Raw genomic sequence first — 16,695 nt, 5'->3', positions numbered from 1 at the left:
ATGACAATGGTGAGTTTTGGATCACAAGTTGATTTTTCTCTACCCCATATCAAAATTCTTGGTTTAAATAAGTTTTACCAATCGCAGGGTCAAAAACTGCATGCTTTAAAAGAGATTAACCTTGATATTCCTCAAGGTAAGATTTTAGGCATTATTGGTAAAAGTGGTGCGGGAAAATCTTCCCTACTCCGCACATTAAATGGCTTAGAACAAGTAAATACTGGCAGCATTCATATTCATCAACAAAACATTGCTGAATTGAGTCATTCAGAGCTTATTCAAACTCGCCAACGCATTGGAATGATTTTTCAACATTTCAATTTGATGTCTGCAAAAACGGTCTGGGAAAATGTGGCATTGCCCTTAAAAGTTTCCAATTACAACAAAGCAGATATCGATCAACGTGTAAATGAAGTTCTGGCACTCGTAGGTCTTGCAGATAAGTCTGGTCATTATCCGTCGCAACTTTCAGGCGGACAAAAGCAACGTGTCGGTATTGCACGCGCACTTGTTCACCATCCAGAAATTTTACTTTGCGATGAAGCCACCTCAGCACTTGACCCTGAAAGTACTGCCACTATTTTGGCTTTACTTAAAAAGATTAATCAGGAACTTGGCCTAACCATTGTACTCATTACTCATGAAATGCAGGTTATTCGAGAAATTTGTGATCAGGTCGTTGTGATTGACCAAGGTGAAATTGTAGAGGCTGGGCAAGTTTGGTCCGTATTTTCACGACCAGAGCAACAAATTACTCAGGAATTGTTAAACCTTGAGCAGATCACTCTGCCTTTTAAAATCAGTCCTCTACCCGATGAAGATTCAACTCATATTATTGTAAAACTGAAATATGAAACTGAAGCACATCAGGTTCCAGATATTCAAGAGCTACTTGCTAGATTTAAAGCACCCGTCAATTTATATCAAAGTCAGGTCGATACCATTCAAGGGCACATTATTGGTTCACTTTTAGTCGGTATTCCTAACGTAGAAATTGATCTTTCATCTATACGACAAGATGCATCAACTGCAATTGTACAATTTGAGGTACTTGGCTATGCACGACCAGCTCATTGATTTATTAATTACTGGAACTGTAGATACCTTACTCATGGTAGGTGCATCTGCATTTATTGCTTTTTTAATTGGCTTACCGATTGCTGTTGTTTTAGTCAGTACTTCTGAGCACGGCATTCACCCGTCACAAAAGATTAACCAAGCTTTGGGCTGGGTAATTAATATTACTCGTTCTGTACCCTTTCTAATTTTAATGGTTGCACTTATTCCGCTTACTCGCTGGATTGTGGGTACAAGTTATGGTGTTTGGGCAGCCGTTGTTCCCTTAACGATTGCGGCGATTCCGTTTTTTGCGCGTATTGCAGAAGTCAGCTTACGTGAAGTCGACCAAGGCTTAATTGAAGCTGCACAAGCCATGGGTTGTAACCGTAAACAAATTATTTGGCATGTGCTTTTACCAGAGGCTTTGCCAGGTATTGTGGCAGGCTTTACCGTGACTATTGTGACTATGATTAACTCCTCTGCGATTGCTGGTGCTATTGGTGCAGGTGGTCTAGGAGACATCGCATATCGTTATGGTTATCAACGTTTTGATATGCAAATTATGTTGGCTGTAATTTTTGTGCTCATTGTTTTAGTCATGTTAGTACAAGCAACTGGCGATGCATTAGCCCAGCAACTTGATAAACGTAAAGTTTAAAAGCAATACAACCCTGCTCTAGCCATGACTTTGTCATGGCTTTCATGTAAAATCAGCGACAATTTTTAATTTACACATTTGTGAGTGGTTTTCATGGGTTTTAATTGCGGTATTGTTGGTCTGCCAAACGTAGGGAAATCTACCCTTTTCAATGCATTAACGAAAGCAGCGATTGCAGCGGAAAACTTCCCTTTCTGTACCATTGAACCAAACACAGGTATTGTTCCTGTACCAGATCCACGTTTAGACAAACTTGCTGCGATTGTTAAACCACAGCGTATTTTGCCAACTACAATGGAATTTGTGGACATTGCAGGTCTTGTTGCTGGTGCATCAAAAGGTGAAGGCTTAGGTAACCAATTCCTTGCTAACATCCGTGAAACTGATGCGATTGCTCATGTTGTACGTTGTTTCGAAGACGAAAACGTCATTCACGTAAATGGTAAAATTGATCCATTAGACGACATCGCAACGATTAATACTGAACTTGCGCTTGCAGACCTTGAAACTGTTGCTAAAGCAATTTTACGTTTAACTAAAGTTGCTAAAGGCGGTGACAAAGAAGCTGTAGCAACTAAAGCAGTTTTAGAAAAAATCCAACCTTTACTTGACGAAGGTAAACCAGCTCGCGCGGCTGATTTGTCTGATGACGAACGTAAATTAGTTCGTGGTTTTGGTTTAATGACTTTAAAACCAACTATGTATATTGCAAACGTTGCAGAAGATGGTTTTGAAAACAACCCACACTTAGACGCAGTTAAAAAACTTGCGGCTGAAGAAAACGCAATTGTTGTTCCTCTTTGCAACCAGATTGAAGCTGAAATTTCATTATTAGAAGATGAAGATCGTGCTGAGTTCTTAGAAGCAATGGGCATGGAAGAACCAGGCTTAAACGTGGTTATTCGTGCCGGTTATGCGCTTTTAGGTTTACAGACTTATTTCACTGCTGGTGTACAAGAAGTTCGTGCATGGACAGTAAAAGTTGGCGCAACCGCTCCTCAAGCAGCTGGTGTGATTCATACTGACTTCGAAAAAGGCTTTATCCGTGCTGAAGTTGTTGCATATGATGACTTCGTACAATACAACGGTGAAAACGGCGCTAAAGAAGCTGGTAAATGGCGTTTAGAAGGCAAAACTTACGTTGTTCAAGACGGCGATGTAATGCACTTCCGTTTTAACGTATAAGTTAAAGCTTAAGAAAAAAAAGCCCCAATGTGTTGGGGCTTTTTTTATTGTTAATGACTTAAATCCATCGCCTCTCGTTTACTACGCGCCTCTTGTAAAATACGCGCATGCAAAGGCTTTCTAAAACCTAGCATAAATATAAATTCTGCCAATACAAATAATGGCCCTATCGCAAGTCCTATTACATCATCAACAAAGGCAGGTTTTTTCTTTTCAAAATAATGCCCAACAAACTGAAAGACCCAACCCACCACAAAGAATCCAATACTTGCAGCTAACCATTGTCCTAAAGAAAGCTCGGCAATTTGGCTCGCCAGTGGATACACAGCGGCTAAAAGAATCAGCATAATTACGCCAAAAACTTTATCTAAAATAAAATAATAGATCGTACTAACTGCAATCAACACCATAGCTAAAGTCAGTTTAAAACTGCCAATATCAACTCCAGCTCTCACTGTTAAACATAAAATTGAAAATACAATAAGTGGAATACCAACAAAATGCGTCAAAATATTTTGATGGTTTAAATGATAAGCCGCATATTTGCTAAGCTGTTGCTCCAGATTTGTCATTAGTGATTCCCTATTCATCTACATATAGTCATACTGTACAAATAAGGAAAATTTAAAGTTGTCAGCTATTTGACAAAGTAATGATTTTTTTCATGGATGGACTGATATTGGATCTTATTTATATTAATCGACTTAAGGAAAATACATGGTTTAGTGTGCTTCCAGAAGCATTCCAAAATTTTATTTTAGAACATGGTAAGCAAATTACTTTTGAAAAAAATAGTTATGTGTTCCGCGCTCAAGATATCTTTGATGGCATTTACACTGTGCTTGAAGGCTCAATTAGTTTGGGTTATGTCGATGTAAATGGTAATGAAGCTCTTTCTGCAATTGCTGAGCCAATTATGTGGTTTGGTGAAATATCGCTGATTGATCATGAACCGCGCTCACATGATGCCATTGCCTTGAAAAAAAGTACCGTTCTACATATTCCTGCCAAACCATTAAATCAATTACTCAAAGACAATCCGTATTATTGGTACTACTTTGCTCGTTTAACCAGCCAAAAACTCAGATATGTTTTTTTAGAACAGATTGCTATACAAACACGCAGTATTTCTCAAAGACTTGCTCAACGTCTTTTGTTTATTTTGGAAGGTTATGGTAATCACATTCTTATACAAGAAAGACAAATTCATATTTCTCAAGAACAATTAGCAAATATGCTCACTACCTCAAGACAGACTGTTAATCATGAGTTAAACTTATTAGAAAAGCAGAATATTATTAAAATTGCGTTCAGAAAAATTGAAATTTTAGACATTGAAAAGTTAAATTTAATTGCAAAATCTACTAGTTAAATAGATTAAAAAAATCTATATAATAAAAACTTAAAATTAAATTAAAAAATTAGATAACACTGCAAAATAAAACATTGTTCAAACTCTATTTCACAAAATAAATATTCCAAAACAGAATTTTTCATCTTACACTCGAACTGAGCAATAATACTCAACAAGGCGCTGATTAACATGAAAAAATTATCAACAATTCTTACAGCTGGCGTATTGGCAATGTTAAGTGTTTCGGCATTTGCATGTCCAAAAGGAACTCAACTCCAAGGAGGAACTGGACCACATCATAAAGGCGGTAAATGTGTTGCTATGAGCGGCAAAACGACTGCTAAAAAAGAAGCTAAGAAAGATATGAATGAGAAGAAACATGCTGCTATGACTAGCGCGACTAACGCTAAACAAGAAGCAAATCAAGCTACTCATCAAATGAAACAAGATGCTGTAAAAACTGCAAACACTGCTAAGAAACCATAATTAATATTAATTTATGTGTTAAAAAAGCGAGATTTTAAATCTCGCTTTTTTTATTATTACCATTATTTCGGAGATGTATTTCCCAAATTTGGGTTATCAATTGCTTCCTTACACTGCTGTTTATCACGTTCGTAGTCTGTTTGTTTTTGAGCAACTGTTTTTTCATTTTCCAGTGTTTCTCGTGCCCATACATCTAGACTAGTTAAGGCTTTTCGGCAAAGTGCATATTTTCCTTCAGTTACCGAATCTGTCATTTTTACGTTAATACGCCAGTCCGTACTCAGCTGACGTAGTGGTTTGCGAACCTTATCATTTATCTGATTAAGCTGTTTTCCATAAACTAAAGGGTCAACAGAGTTAATTAATGTCCATGCCTTTTTCGCATAGACTGTTGCATCATTGGTTAATTTCGGCGCTGGTTTAATTTCAACTTTTTTATCTGGGTTATGTCCATCATCACAACCCTGCAATATAAATGCGCTTGCACTCAGGATGGCGATATAAACTAAACGAGTCTTTGATTTGAACATATCAAACTGCCGAATTAAACATTTCGGCACTATGCTATTAAATTCGGCTACAATACTCAATCTTTCAAGTTTTTATAATTGTTTTACAGCCAAGGTGTATCGTGTCGAATCAACAACAGATGGCTGCTCAAAAAGCAACTTTTTGGCAAGGTGCCAAAGATAGCCAAGCCATCGTACTCACCTATTTACCTGTTTCTTTTGCCTTTGGCGTTTCTGCATCTCAATTTGGTTTCAGTCCTTGGGAAGCATTTTTTCTTTCTTGTTCAATGTATGCTGGTGCAAGCCAATTTCTTGTGGTTGCGCTTTTGGCTAGTGGTTCATCTATTTGGTTAACGGCGCTAACAGTCATTGCACTAGATATTCGCCATGTACTCTATGGTCCAGCACTGTATAACTTAATTCCCAATAAATTAAATCTAAAAAAGACGGCTGTTTGGGCTTGGGGGCTTACAGATGAAGTTTTTGCCAGTGGAATGATTCAACTTTCACAACGTAAACAGCAGTGGTCTGAATCTTGGATGTTAGGCTTAAGTCTGTTCAGCTGGATGTCTTGGGCAACTGGTTCATTGTTAGGTGGCTTATTTGCAGATCAAGTCGCCCATCTTCCAAAATTTTTACAAGCAGCTTTAGACTTTTTGCTACCCGCTTTATTTTTAAGCTTTTTGCTCGCAGCCTTTGAGCGCAAACATACTTTAGTCGTTGCAGTATCTTTAGTCGTTTCAGCCTTGGCATGTTATTGGATTAACTTATCGGCAGCTATTTTTATTGGTATTTTTTCAGGCATTTTAGCTGGTTTATTTAAACACTATGTGCTGAAACAGCATGAAGAGGTTGAAGCCTAATATGAACTTAGAAATTATATTGGTCGGTATTATTGTCGGTATTGCCAATTTTGCTTCACGTTTTGGCCCGTTCTTCGTTATACAAAAACTACAAGGTACTCATCAAAAACGTGGCTCTGTCTGGATAAAAATTGCTTTAGGGAGTATTGGTATCTCTGCCATTAGCGCTATGCTTGTCGTAGCAACTCTACCCCCTTTACTTGAAACTCCCAATAAGAGCTTCGCAATGTTTATGGGTTTTATAGTTTTAGCAGCTCTTTATTTTAAATTTAAGAAAATTGTTCCAGCGACTTTAACTGCTGCACTCGTTTATGGTTTGATCTACACTTATTTACCTTTATAAATAGATAAACTGATCAACCTTATATAATATATAAAGGTTAGAAGTGATTAATAGTAATAGCTTCTAGCATGAAAAACTCATTTTTTTAAATTTATTAAAAGATAACACCATCTAGCGATTAGAGATAAAAATGTCACAAGTTAAAATTTATGCAAATGAACAAACCATCATGCAGTATCGAGAATTGCTTTCTCATGCTATTCATCAGGCTCTTATTGAAGAGTTGAAATATCCTGTCGAGAAAAGATTTCAACGCTTTATGAGTCTCAAACCGGAAAACTTTATCTATCCTTCAGATCGAAGCCAACACTACATCATTATTGAACTTTCAATGTTTGCTGGCAGAAGTACTGAAGCGAAGAAAAGACTCATTCAAACTTTATTTCGTAATATTGAACAGTATTGCAAAATTACCCCACAAGATATTGAAATCACTATTTTTGAAACACCTAAAGAGAATTGGGGCATCCGTGGTCAAAATGCAGATGAAATGCGTCTAAACTATCAGGTTAACGTTTAAAAATTATCTGCATCATTGTCTGACAAAATTCATTTTTTTATGTGTGATAAGGCTTAACTCCACCATAAGTTCTGCTATGCTTAAAAAAATAATTTTGTCAGGATGATTCGCATGAGCGTGACACTCGGTACCCCACTTCAATCTTCTGCATTTAAAGTTTTATTGTTAGGTTCAGGAGAGCTTGGCAAAGAAGTTGTAATTTCCTTACAACGCCTTGGTGTTGAAGTACATGCAGCCGACCGTTATGATCACGCACCAGCTATGCAAGTTGCACATTTTTCTTATGTGTTAAACATGGCTGATCCAACTCAATTAAAACAACTCATTGAAAAAGTTAAACCGAATTTAATTGTTCCAGAAATTGAAGCAATTGCAACCGAGGTTTTGCTTGAAATTGAAGCAAATCAAACCGCTACTGTCATTCCTTCTGCTAAAGCAGTAAACCTGACCATGAACCGTGAAGGTATTCGCCGTCTTGCGGCTGAAGAGCTTGGTTTGCCTACTTCTGCTTATCGCTTTGCTGACTCTTTAGAAAGCTTCCGTGCTGCTTGTGATGACATTGGTTATCCTAATTTTGTAAAACCAGTCATGTCTTCTTCTGGCAAAGGCCAGTCTCGTGTAAAAAGTTTTGATGAAGTTGATGCGGCTTGGGAATATGCGATGCAAGGTGGCCGTGTTAACCAAGGCACAGTAATTATTGAATCTCAAATTGATTTTGATTTTGAAATTACGTTACTCACGGTGCGTGCTAAAAACCCTGAAACTGGTGAAATTGAAACTCACTACTGTGACCCGATTGGTCACCGTCAAGATGCAGGCGATTATGTAGAAAGCTGGCAGCCTCAACCCATGACTCCTGCAGCCCTTGAAGAAGCAAAACGTATTGCAAATAAAGTGACAACAGCACTTGGTGGCTGTGGTATTTTTGGTGTAGAACTATTTATTAAAGGTGACAAAGTTTGGTTCAGTGAAGTCTCACCTCGCCCACACGATACTGGTCTTGTGACTTTAGCATCTCAGTATCAAAGTGAATTTGAATTACATGCACGTGCAATCTTAGGTTTACCTGTAAACACAGCACGCCACAGTGTTGCTGCAAGTGCCGTAATTTATGCTGGAGTAGATGCCAACAATTTAAGTTATAGCAATCTGAATGTAGCTTTAGCTCATCCAGACACAGACTTACGTTTGTTTGGTAAACCAGAAGGCTTCAAACGACGTCGCATGGGTGTTGCAACTGCTCGTGCTGAAAATACTGATCTTGCCCGTACTTTAGCGAAAGAAACCGCTGATCAAGTAATCGTTCAAACAAACTCTTAATTTTTATTTATTGGTAGACCCATTTTCATGATCAATACATCGCCACTGTTGAACTACGTCTCAAGTCATCATGATATTAAAGTCATTAATCAATGGCGAACGGATGTAGAAAAGCAGTTACAGGATTCATATGAAAATGGGCAATCTATTCGTGACATCATTAAAGCACGTTCAGATTTAGTTGATGAAGCGCTGATCTTTTTATGGAAACATGCTGAACTGGATCAGACAGGTCTAGGCCTTTTCGCTGTAGGTGGTTATGGACGCCGTGAAATGTTGCCCTATTCCGACGTCGATATCATGATTTTGTCAGAACATGAAATTACTGAAGAAAACGAAAAGCGAATTTCTACCTTTATTTCTTCATTATGGGATGTCGGAAACTTTAAACCTGGTATTAGTGTTCGAACTATTCAAAGCTGTGTTGAGCAGGCCGCTACTGATTTAACGGTTGCAACCACACTCATTGAAGCCCGTTTAATTACGGGTAATACTCAGCTTGCAAAATGGCCTCGTCGTATCGTCTCTCAGACTTGGACAGATAAAACCTTTTATGACGCGAAAATGGCAGAACAAGCCAAGCGCTACCATCAACATAACAACACAGAAAGTAACTTAGAGCCTGATATAAAAAATGCTCCGGGTGGTATTCGTGATATTAATCAGATCGGTTGGATTGCTAAACGTCATTTCCGCGTAAACCGTATCTATGATTTAGTACATTTAGGATTCATTTCAGAATTTGAATTAGCCGTTCTAGAAGAAGCTGAAAGTTTCCTTTGGGAAATTCGTCACCATTTACACCGTTTAGCCAAACGTGATGAAAACCGTCTACTCTTTGACCACCAAAGGGAAATTGCAGCAAAGTTTGGATATGTCCGTCAAGAAGGCCAACCTGTAAATTATGGTGTTGAGCAGTTCATGAAACGCTACTACCGTACTGCGCAACAGGTTTCGACACTCAATGAAATGTTACTCGCGTATTTTAGTGAGTCTGTCATTACACCTCGACTCCCCAACTACGAACGCAAAATTGAAGTGATTAATGATCATTTTAAAATTGTCGATAACAAACTTGCCGTACAACATCATAAAATATTCGCAGAACATCCAAGCGCTATTTTAGAGTTGTTCTATATTTTAGCGAATCGACCAGATATCGAAGGTATTCGTGCTCGTACTTTGCGTTTACTGATTCTTGCAGCGAAAAGAATTAACCAAAGTTACCGTAATAACCCAGAAAACCAAGCGCTGTTTATGTCAATTATTCGCTCACCATATCGCCTATACGATACATTGGTTGCGATGAAGCGTTATGGTGTTTTAGGAAACTATATTCCTGCTTTTGGGCAAATTATGGGGCTTATGCAATATGACCTGTTCCATATCTATACAGTCGATGCCCACACGTTATTATTACTGCGTAACTTAAACCGATTTAGAGAACCTGAATTCGCTAAAGAGTTCCCTGTGGTCAGTTCAGTTTTTCAGCGTCTTGCTCGCCAAGATATTGTCTTTATAGCGGCATTATTCCATGACATCGCCAAAGGTCGTGGTGGTGACCATAGTGAACTTGGTGCCGAAGATGCGATTGAGTTTGGCCGTGCACACGGATTTACAGAGCGTGAATGTAAATTAATCGCATGGCTTATTCAAAACCATTTACTCATGTCTTTGACAGCGCAGAAAAAAGATATTTCTGATCCTGATGTGGTAAAAGATTTTGCAGAAAAACTTGGCGATATGGAACATCTCGATTATCTGTACACTTTAACGGTGGCGGATATTAATGCGACAAATCCAAAACTTTGGAACACATGGCGAGCGTCCCTCATGCGTCAACTTTATACGCATGCTCGTGATGTAATTCGTACTGGCTTAGGCCGCCCTGTTGACTACCAAATGCTGATTGAAGATACCAAATTTGCAGCAAGTGAATTACTGGTAAATAACTTCGCATTGGCAGATGTCGAAAAGGTATGGCAAGAACTTGGTGATGAATACTTCATTAAAGAATCTGCCGATGAAATTGCATGGCATACACAAGCAATTTTAAAACACGGTGATAATCCTGAACCATTAGTACTTTTACGAGCTCATCGTAAAGCTGCTCAAGATGCCGTTCAAATCTTTATTTATACACGTGATCAGCCAAACCTGTTTGCGACTACAGTTGCAGTGTTAGATCGCATGAATTTAGACGTTCAAGATGCAAAAATTATCACAGCAATTACCGCATTTAGTTTAGATACCTATGTTGTACTTGATCGTTTTGGTACATTGCTGACTGATCCTGAACGTGAAGAAACCGTTAAAACAGCATTAGTGAAGGCACTTAGCCAACCAGATCAATATCCGGGACTCATGCAACGCCGTATCCCGCGTCAATTGCGTCACTTTGATATTGAAAATACAGTCGACGTAACATTAAATGAAGCTTTACAGCAGAACATGGTCGAAATTTCAACACTTGACCATCCTGGCCTACTTGCACGTGTAGGTGGTTTATTTATGATGCAAGGTTTAGACATCCATTCAGCTCGAATTGCAACTTTAGGTGAACGTGCAGAAGATATTTTCTTTGTCACCAAAAAAGATGGAAAACCGCTAAATCATGAAGAGGTCAAACTCTTCTCGGAAAAACTGAAAGCTGCATTAGATGAAGCATCTAATCAAATTTGTCAGCACTGAAACTCAACTACTTGGTAACTGTTTAATGAACTCTAGCTTGTCGTTATTACATCCGTATCCATTTGAAAAGTTAAACCAGCTTTTTAAGGATACTAGTCCTGCTAATCTCCCTTTGATTCCTCTATCAATTGGAGAACCTAAGCACCCAGCACCAGAGTTTGTTAAACAGGCTATTATTGATAACTTCAACCATCTATCAACTTATCCAAACAGCAAAGGTTTACCTGAACTTCGCCAAAGCATTGCAAACTGGTTAACTCAGCGTTTTAAACTTAACAGCATTAGTGCTGAAAACCACATTTTGCCAGTGTCTGGTACGCGTGAAGGGATTTTCTCTTTTGTTCAAGCTTTGATTAATCGTGAAGATGCACCATATGTGGTAATGCCTAACCCGTTTTATCAAATTTATGAAGGTGCAGCGTTACTTGCAGGTGCAAAGCCATATTTCATTAATTGCACAGAAGAAAACGGTTACTTAGGCGATTTTGATGCTGTGCCAGCCGAAGTGTGGGAAAAGACAGCCCTTCTTTTTGTATGTACTCCGGGTAATCCAACAGGTACGGTGCTTTCTAAAGAGCAATTTAAAAAGCTGATTGCTTTATCAGATCAATATAATTTTGTGATTGCTTCTGATGAATGCTACTCAGAACTTTGGTTTGACCAAGCGCCTACAGGTTTATTAGAAGTTTGTGCTGAACTTGGACGAGATGACTACAAAAACTGTATCGTATTCCACTCACTTTCAAAGCGTTCTAACTTACCGGGTCTACGCTCAGGTTTTGTAGCTGGTGATGCTGATTTATTAAAACCATATTTGCAATATCGTACCTATCACGGTGCAGCAATGCCAGTACAACACCAGCTTGCTTCAATTGCAGCATGGAATGATGAAGACCATGTTGAAGAAAACCGTAAGCAGTATCGTGCAAAATTTGACTTATTCCAATCTGAGCTAGGCCATTTATTGCCATTACAAAAACCGGATGCTGGTTTTTACTACTGGTTAAAAGTAGATAATGATGAAACTTTTGCCAAAATGCTGATGGAAAAAGCACACATTAAAGTTTTACCGGGTCGCTATTTATCTCGTGATACTGAGCAAGGCAACCCAGGAGCCAACCATGTACGCATGGCTTTAGTGGCAGATTTAGCACAATGTGAAGAAGTGGTTAAACGCTTAAAAGCGATTCTTTAAGTATCTTCTTACCAGTTGTATAGTCTTTTAACGATTAAGACTATACAACTGGGCTATACACTATTTATATGTAATTAAGAGCACAGCAAAAATAATAAAAGCTATACTAGAACAATAGTATAAACCTGTCGCAGAACGCTTGATTTTGTCTAAAACCCGCCCCTGAGCAAGCAATCCAACCAGCAAAATATTCCAAACAAGAACAACACCAACCATCCATGTACTCATGAGCAATTTTTGAATTAAACTGAACTTATATTGAATAAGCAGCATCAAACTACTATAAAACATAATATTTTTTGGATTTAGAAGACTAGACTGCACACCTAACATTAAACTTTTAATTTTGTTCTGCTTAATATTGGCTTGATCAATTAAATTGTTTTCTTCAGTCGAGAATGATAAATCACTTGCTCTAGCAGCGTTAAAGCAAAGAAAACTCAAATATGCCAGATAAGCCGCACCAAGCCATTTAAAAAGTCTAAGGAGGCCACTACTCAAATCTCCAAGCAACATAAAACCAAACAAACACGCGGCTAAAATTAATGCATTCCCTAAAGTGATTCCTAAAATAACCCCATAAGTATAATTGCGTCCTTTTTGCAAAAGGCTCGTGAGAATAAGAAAGAAATCTGGTCCTGGTGATAAGAGTGCTAAAAAATGAGTAAATGCAATAACTAAAAAAACGTCCATAACAGCTTCATCTATAAAACAGTATGGAAAATCTTAAAAATAGGAACTTATTATTTCTTGTAAATTATTGCGCGACTGCAAGTTGAAACTGTCGAGGAGTAACTCCTGTATAGGCTTTAAATGCTTTATGAAAATGACTTTGATCACTAAAGCCTAAATTAACAGCCAACTCTACGAGTGAAATCCCCTGTTTAAGCAATTCCCGAGCTTGGTTAATCTTTAAATTAATTTGAAATGCATGTGGAGTTAGACCGACATTTGCTTTAAATAGCCGAATGATTGCATAACGACTCAGGCCAACCTGCTGTGCAAGTTCTTCAAGAGAAATAAAATTCTCAGAAGAAGTAACGACCTCAACTAAATGTAGAAAATCTTTATATAGGTACTGCGGTTTTTGTATTTCTTCTAAAATAAAATGCGGCAACAACAAGCCCATAAGACAATCAAGAAGTGATTGTTCCTTTTCAAGAATTAGCTTTTGTTCATCAAAAAGCGCATCATTCATTTCAGTAAAAGCTTTATAGAAAGTTTCATCCCTTATAATGAGAGGCTTATGTTGAGGTAGATGCAAATCAAAACCTTGCTGTTGAAATTCAGAATACAACTGACTTAACCACATTATATCCAGATGCAGCATTTGATAACTCCAAGCCTCATTTGGCTTAGGGTTACAAGAATGTTCAATATGGGCAGGTACAATAACTAAAGTACCCGCCGAGATCTCTTGAGCAGTGCCAAAAGAACTTTGAAAAATGCTATTCCCCTCGTCTACAGCACCAATTGAAAATGTTGGATGGCTATGAGACTTATAACATGTCCGGCTACGACAAGACTTTCGAGTTTCAACATAAGGCATTCGCCGATCTTGCCAAAACTCAAAAGTTTGAGGAATAGCATTCATTAAATTAATTAGCCTGCTAAAGCTTTTTCAATATCAGCTTCTAAAGCTTCAGGTTTAGTCGTAGGTGCATAACGATTCAAAACTGAACCATCTTTACCAACCAGAAACTTGGTAAAGTTCCATTTAATCGTACTACTGCCTAAAATCCCTTTAGCTTCACGTGTTAAATATCTAAAAATTACATGCGCTTCAGGCCCTTTTACATCGACTTTCGCAAACATAGGGAACTTAACCCCATAGTTTCGCTGGCAGAAAGCCCCAATCTCTTTATTATTTCCTGGATCTTGCCCACCAAACTGGTTGCAGGGAAAACCTAAAACTTCTAAACCTTGATCTTTATATTTTTCATAAAGTTTTTCGAGACCGGCAAACTGTGGAGTAAAACCACATTTACTGGCGGTATTTACAATTAATAAAACTTTACCTTTGTAATCAGCAAATTGCTTAATATCACCTTCTAACAATTCAGCTTCAAACTGATAAATGTTACTCATGGATAAGTTTCCTCGTCATTTTTTTCTTGTGTTTTAAGTTGTAATGATGCCGAGTTCACACAATAGCGCAAACCTGTCGGCTGTGGTCCATCTTCAAAAACATGCCCAAGATGAGCTTCGCAATCATGACAAACAATTTCTGTTCTGACCATACCATGCGTTAAATCTTCATGTTCTTCAATTACTGTTCCATTCACTGGCCGAAAGAAACTTGGCCAACCGCAACCACTATCATATTTTGCATCTGACGAGAACAATTCAGCGCCACAGCAACGACAAACATAGGTACCATGTTGCTTAGTGTTCCAGTATTGCCCCGTAAAAGCTGGTTCAGTGCCCTTTTGTCGTGTTATCCGATATTCTTCTGGTGATAACTCTCTTTGCCATTCCCGGTCTGTTTTATTAACTTTTCCCATGACATGCACCTTTTATTCTGATGTAAACATAAATTGATAATCGTGTTTTATATTTACGCCATTCGTCAAAAAAACACTAGTCTCTGAACGTAAAATTTGTTGGAATTTAATCATCTAAGCAACAGTAAGCAAAAAGTAAGCAAATCACAAAAACAAAAGTAAGCAAAATTATGTTTTATTTCCTTCCCAGGAAGCAAAGATGGTGCTATTCTTGTTTGGCACGGTTGTATAGGACAAAACATGTCTCAGAAAAAAAGTGTGCTTTTCCAGCAACTATTACCAGTTATCAAACAGTATCAGCAATCGGGTTTTACCCACGAAAGAATTGTTGAATTACTAAAAGATCAACATGATCTAAATTTGGTAACAGTTAAAACATTTAAAAGTTATTTATACCGATATGCAAAAGTGAATCCAGCTATGTCTAAAAATACTGCTACTCTCCAATCCATGCCAACTTCTCGGGAAATTAAGAAATCATCGAAGCTTGAGCATGTTTGCTATGACATTCGCGGACCTGTATTACGAGCCGCCAATGAAATGGAAGAGCAAGGACATAAAATCATTAAGCTAAATATCGGCAACCCTGCTCCATTTGGTTTTGAAGCACCACAAGAAATTATTAATGACGTTGCTTTAAACCTACCAAATGCAATTGGCTATGTTGATTCGAAAGGTATTTTTCCAGCACGTAAAGCGATCTGTCAGTACTACCAACAAAAAGGTATCCTAAATATGCACGTAAATGACGTGTATATTGGTAACGGCGTATCTGAACTTATTGTAATGGCGATGCAAGGCTTACTTGATGATGGCGATGAAATGCTCATTCCAATGCCAGATTATCCGCTTTGGACAGCAGCCGTTAATCTTTCGGGTGGTACTGCCATTCACTATAAATGTGATGAAGAAAATAGCTGGTATCCAGATATTGCTGACATTGAAAGTAAAATTACTTCAAATACACGTGGTATTGTGATTATTAACCCAAATAATCCAACTGGTTCAGTATATCCGCGCCACGTGCTTGAACAAATTGTGGCACTTGCCAAGAAATACGATCTCATTTTATTTGCTGATGAAATTTACGACAAAATTGTTTATGACGGAATTGAGCACGTTTCAGTTGCCTCTTTAGCTGGCGATCAGCTTTGTATTTCATTCAATGGTTTATCAAAAGCTTATCGTATTGCGGGTTTCCGTTCAGGATGGATGGCAATTACAGGCGATAAAAGCCGTGCAGCAGACTATATTGAAGGCTTAGATATGTTGGCGTCTATGCGTCTATGCGCAAACGTACAAGCTCAGTATGCAATCCAAACTGCGCTTGGTGGTTATCAGTCTATTAATGACTTAATCCGTCCGGGTGGGCGCCTATACGAACAGCGCAATATCGCTTGGGAAATGTTAAATGAAATCCCAGGTGTAAGCTGTGTTAAACCAGAAGGTGCAATGTATTGCTTCCCACGACTTGATCCTAATATTTACCCAATCGAAGACGATGAAAAGTTAATGTTAGATTTACTTCGTGCCGAAAAAGTACTTTTAGTGCAAGGAACTGGATTTAACTGGCCAACTCCAGACCATTTCCGTGTTGTTTTCTTACCAGCAGAAAATGAATTACGTGAAGCAATTGGTCGTTTAGGTCGTTTCTTAGCCAATCGCCGTTAAAAAAATGCATAATCAAAAAGGCATCTTAAATTAGATGCCTTTTTCATTTTTATATGATCCACACGTATATTTAAAAATACATAAGAGCCAATTTAAATACCATTAAAAACTGACATAATATTTTGATTTTTAATAAATTTAATTTATATTAGTTCCCAATTAAAAATAAACTTAGATTTTTTACCATTCGATTAAATTATTATAATTTTCCTCATTTTCTATTTTAGGTATTATGCAAAAAATGCATGAGTTGATATTTTTTTGCATTTCACACTACTTCAAAATAGAGCAACAATCCCTTTCCATAACAACATCATCATATTCGATTCGGTTAACA

At 37.8% G+C, this 16,695-nt stretch carries 18 protein-coding genes; 12 read left to right on the top strand and 6 right to left on the bottom strand.

All coding sequences use genetic code 11. From position 1 onward, the window contains the following. The 3 genes from B554_RS0116545 to ychF all read left to right on the top strand — a co-directional run bounded on the left by B554_RS0116545 (nucleotide 1) and on the right by ychF (nucleotide 2,902). On the top strand, nucleotides 1–1,077 hold the full coding sequence (locus B554_RS0116545; RefSeq protein WP_081400435.1) for a methionine ABC transporter ATP-binding protein: 1,077 nt from the start codon (nucleotides 1–3) through the stop codon (nucleotides 1,075–1,077). Continuing rightward, nucleotides 1,058–1,717, top strand: coding sequence for a methionine ABC transporter permease (locus B554_RS0116540; RefSeq protein ID WP_004792864.1), 660 nt, complete (start codon nucleotides 1,058–1,060; stop codon nucleotides 1,715–1,717). Before B554_RS0116545 ends, B554_RS0116540 begins: the two co-directional genes overlap by 20 nt. A gap of 93 nt (nucleotides 1,718–1,810) precedes the next feature. Beyond that, nucleotides 1,811–2,902 (top strand): redox-regulated ATPase YchF, encoded by a 1,092-nt coding sequence (ychF, locus tag B554_RS0116535; RefSeq protein ID WP_004642544.1) that lies wholly within the window; start codon nucleotides 1,811–1,813, stop codon nucleotides 2,900–2,902. 50 nt (nucleotides 2,903–2,952) lie between these two features. Here the strand turns inward: ychF and B554_RS0116530 are convergent, their stop codons facing one another. Further along, nucleotides 2,953–3,474, bottom strand: coding sequence for a DUF962 domain-containing protein (locus tag B554_RS0116530; RefSeq protein WP_019458927.1), 522 nt, complete (start codon nucleotides 3,472–3,474; stop codon nucleotides 2,953–2,955). Between the two features lie 92 nt (nucleotides 3,475–3,566). Between B554_RS0116530 and B554_RS0116525 the strand changes: the two genes are divergently transcribed. Next, on the top strand, nucleotides 3,567–4,274 hold the full coding sequence (locus B554_RS0116525) for a Crp/Fnr family transcriptional regulator (RefSeq protein ID WP_019458926.1): 708 nt from the start codon (nucleotides 3,567–3,569) through the stop codon (nucleotides 4,272–4,274). A 171-nt stretch (nucleotides 4,275–4,445) separates the two neighbouring features. Then, complete coding sequence (locus tag B554_RS0116520; RefSeq protein ID WP_004702158.1) at nucleotides 4,446–4,742, top strand: hypothetical protein; 297 nt, start codon at nucleotides 4,446–4,448, stop codon at nucleotides 4,740–4,742. A gap of 62 nt (nucleotides 4,743–4,804) precedes the next feature. Here the strand turns inward: B554_RS0116520 and B554_RS0116515 are convergent, their stop codons facing one another. Beyond that, entirely contained in the window at nucleotides 4,805–5,272 is a 468-nt protein-coding gene (locus tag B554_RS0116515) for a hypothetical protein (RefSeq protein WP_025465257.1), read from the bottom strand. A 119-nt stretch (nucleotides 5,273–5,391) separates the two neighbouring features. Here B554_RS0116515 and B554_RS0116510 point away from each other — a divergent pair, with 119 nt between their 5' ends. The 6 genes from B554_RS0116510 to dapC all read left to right on the top strand — a co-directional run bounded on the left by B554_RS0116510 (nucleotide 5,392) and on the right by dapC (nucleotide 12,183). Beyond that, nucleotides 5,392–6,114: an AzlC family ABC transporter permease gene (locus B554_RS0116510; protein ID WP_019458924.1), complete on the top strand. Its 723-nt coding sequence runs from the start codon at nucleotides 5,392–5,394 to the stop codon at nucleotides 6,112–6,114. A gap of 1 nt (nucleotide 6,115) precedes the next feature. After that, on the top strand, nucleotides 6,116–6,457 hold the full coding sequence (gene ygaH, locus B554_RS0116505) for an L-valine transporter subunit YgaH (RefSeq protein ID WP_004702171.1): 342 nt from the start codon (nucleotides 6,116–6,118) through the stop codon (nucleotides 6,455–6,457). Nucleotides 6,458–6,587: 130 nt separating this feature from the next. Further along, entirely contained in the window at nucleotides 6,588–6,977 is a 390-nt protein-coding gene (locus B554_RS0116500; protein ID WP_004702172.1) for a tautomerase family protein, read from the top strand. A 102-nt stretch (nucleotides 6,978–7,079) separates the two neighbouring features. After that, nucleotides 7,080–8,297 carry a formate-dependent phosphoribosylglycinamide formyltransferase gene (gene purT, locus B554_RS0116495; RefSeq protein ID WP_077168466.1) on the top strand — a complete coding sequence of 406 codons (1,218 nt, stop codon included), beginning with the start codon at nucleotides 7,080–7,082 and terminating at the stop codon, nucleotides 8,295–8,297. Nucleotides 8,298–8,324: 27 nt separating this feature from the next. Continuing rightward, a complete protein-coding gene (glnD, locus tag B554_RS0116490; RefSeq protein ID WP_019458923.1) occupies nucleotides 8,325–10,988 on the top strand; it encodes a [protein-PII] uridylyltransferase in 2,664 nt (887 codons plus the stop codon). 25 nt (nucleotides 10,989–11,013) lie between these two features. Next, nucleotides 11,014–12,183: a succinyldiaminopimelate transaminase gene (gene dapC / locus B554_RS0116485; RefSeq protein ID WP_025465255.1), complete on the top strand. Its 1,170-nt coding sequence runs from the start codon at nucleotides 11,014–11,016 to the stop codon at nucleotides 12,181–12,183. A 60-nt stretch (nucleotides 12,184–12,243) separates the two neighbouring features. Here dapC and B554_RS0116480 read toward each other — a convergent pair whose 3' ends face one another. The 4 genes from B554_RS0116480 to msrB form a co-directional block, all read right to left on the bottom strand. After that, complete coding sequence (locus tag B554_RS0116480; RefSeq protein WP_019458921.1) at nucleotides 12,244–12,876, bottom strand: LysE family translocator; 633 nt, start codon at nucleotides 12,874–12,876, stop codon at nucleotides 12,244–12,246. 64 nt (nucleotides 12,877–12,940) lie between these two features. Then, nucleotides 12,941–13,786: an AraC family transcriptional regulator gene (locus B554_RS0116475; protein ID WP_025465254.1), complete on the bottom strand. Its 846-nt coding sequence runs from the start codon at nucleotides 13,784–13,786 to the stop codon at nucleotides 12,941–12,943. Continuing rightward, complete coding sequence (locus B554_RS0116470; RefSeq protein WP_004702185.1) at nucleotides 13,786–14,271, bottom strand: glutathione peroxidase; 486 nt, start codon at nucleotides 14,269–14,271, stop codon at nucleotides 13,786–13,788. The genes B554_RS0116475 and B554_RS0116470 overlap by 1 nt, the downstream gene beginning before the upstream one ends. Further along, nucleotides 14,268–14,687 carry a peptide-methionine (R)-S-oxide reductase MsrB gene (msrB, locus tag B554_RS0116465; protein ID WP_004702186.1) on the bottom strand — a complete coding sequence of 140 codons (420 nt, stop codon included), beginning with the start codon at nucleotides 14,685–14,687 and terminating at the stop codon, nucleotides 14,268–14,270. The genes B554_RS0116470 and msrB overlap by 4 nt, the downstream gene beginning before the upstream one ends. 240 nt (nucleotides 14,688–14,927) lie before the next feature. Between msrB and B554_RS0116460 the strand changes: the two genes are divergently transcribed. After that, nucleotides 14,928–16,358, top strand: coding sequence for a pyridoxal phosphate-dependent aminotransferase (locus B554_RS0116460; RefSeq protein WP_004702188.1), 1,431 nt, complete (start codon nucleotides 14,928–14,930; stop codon nucleotides 16,356–16,358). Nucleotides 16,359–16,695: the final 337 nt, after the last annotated feature.

This window comes from Acinetobacter sp. GG2, assembly GCF_000292385.1.
GTDB lineage: Bacteria > Pseudomonadota > Gammaproteobacteria > Pseudomonadales > Moraxellaceae > Acinetobacter > Acinetobacter seifertii.
Note: the sequence above shows the minus strand (reverse complement) of the source record. Positions and strands in the feature narration are given on the sequence as shown.

What these genes read in the sequence shown, in the direction of transcription:
- B554_RS0116545 (WP_081400435.1), top strand. Translation starts at nt 1, where the DNA reads ATGACAATGGTGAGTTTTGGATCACAAGTTGATTTTTCTCTACCCCAT.
- B554_RS0116540 (WP_004792864.1), top strand. Translation starts at nt 1,058, where the DNA reads ATGCACGACCAGCTCATTGATTTATTAATTACTGGAACTGTAGATACC.
- ychF (WP_004642544.1), top strand. Translation starts at nt 1,811, where the DNA reads ATGGGTTTTAATTGCGGTATTGTTGGTCTGCCAAACGTAGGGAAATCT.
- B554_RS0116530 (WP_019458927.1), bottom strand. Translation starts at nt 3,474, where the DNA reads ATGACAAATCTGGAGCAACAGCTTAGCAAATATGCGGCTTATCATTTA.
- B554_RS0116525 (WP_019458926.1), top strand. Translation starts at nt 3,567, where the DNA reads ATGGATGGACTGATATTGGATCTTATTTATATTAATCGACTTAAGGAA.
- B554_RS0116520 (WP_004702158.1), top strand. Translation starts at nt 4,446, where the DNA reads ATGAAAAAATTATCAACAATTCTTACAGCTGGCGTATTGGCAATGTTA.
- B554_RS0116515 (WP_025465257.1), bottom strand. Translation starts at nt 5,272, where the DNA reads ATGTTCAAATCAAAGACTCGTTTAGTTTATATCGCCATCCTGAGTGCA.
- B554_RS0116510 (WP_019458924.1), top strand. Translation starts at nt 5,392, where the DNA reads ATGGCTGCTCAAAAAGCAACTTTTTGGCAAGGTGCCAAAGATAGCCAA.
- ygaH (WP_004702171.1), top strand. Translation starts at nt 6,116, where the DNA reads ATGAACTTAGAAATTATATTGGTCGGTATTATTGTCGGTATTGCCAAT.
- B554_RS0116500 (WP_004702172.1), top strand. Translation starts at nt 6,588, where the DNA reads ATGTCACAAGTTAAAATTTATGCAAATGAACAAACCATCATGCAGTAT.
- purT (WP_077168466.1), top strand. Translation starts at nt 7,080, where the DNA reads ATGATTCGCATGAGCGTGACACTCGGTACCCCACTTCAATCTTCTGCA.
- glnD (WP_019458923.1), top strand. Translation starts at nt 8,325, where the DNA reads ATGATCAATACATCGCCACTGTTGAACTACGTCTCAAGTCATCATGAT.
- dapC (WP_025465255.1), top strand. Translation starts at nt 11,014, where the DNA reads ATGAACTCTAGCTTGTCGTTATTACATCCGTATCCATTTGAAAAGTTA.
- B554_RS0116480 (WP_019458921.1), bottom strand. Translation starts at nt 12,876, where the DNA reads ATGGACGTTTTTTTAGTTATTGCATTTACTCATTTTTTAGCACTCTTA.
- B554_RS0116470 (WP_004702185.1), bottom strand. Translation starts at nt 14,271, where the DNA reads ATGAGTAACATTTATCAGTTTGAAGCTGAATTGTTAGAAGGTGATATT.
- msrB (WP_004702186.1), bottom strand. Translation starts at nt 14,687, where the DNA reads ATGGGAAAAGTTAATAAAACAGACCGGGAATGGCAAAGAGAGTTATCA.
- B554_RS0116460 (WP_004702188.1), top strand. Translation starts at nt 14,928, where the DNA reads ATGTCTCAGAAAAAAAGTGTGCTTTTCCAGCAACTATTACCAGTTATC.